The sequence below is a fragment of the Psychrobacter sp. Rd 27.2 genome (assembly GCF_001921755.1).
Lineage (GTDB): Bacteria > Pseudomonadota > Gammaproteobacteria > Pseudomonadales > Moraxellaceae > Psychrobacter > Psychrobacter celer.
Genome location: NZ_MRYB01000170.1, coordinates 1 through 306, shown reverse-complemented (window position 1 = coordinate 306; position 306 = coordinate 1). Strand labels below are relative to the sequence as shown.

Sequence of the window (306 nt, the reverse complement as noted above, 5' to 3'; positions counted from 1 at the left end):
CTACGAATAATACTAGGGATGACGGAATCTGATACGGCTTCTGTTTCTACGTTATTGGTTTCAGCGGCGATATACTTTTTGACTGTCTCAGTGTTCTGAGTGAGCTGGGCCAATATCTCATCGCGGTCTTGGTTTAGTATATCCATGACTCGATCAGAAGGAGGGTTTACGCTGTCATCAATGATAACCGTACCTGCCGGCAAGTCTGCCTTACCTAATAGGTCTATCTCACTGCGGCGTTTAAAGTTGATGTTAGGTTTGAGCACTTGCTCCATCAGTAGCGATAAAGTAATGGCTTTTAATAAG

Annotated in this window: 1 pseudogene; it reads right to left on the bottom strand. The window is 43.8% G+C overall.

From position 1 onward, the window contains the following. Window positions 1–306, bottom strand: a pseudogene (locus tag BTV99_RS13650) (hypothetical protein); the annotation flags it as partial.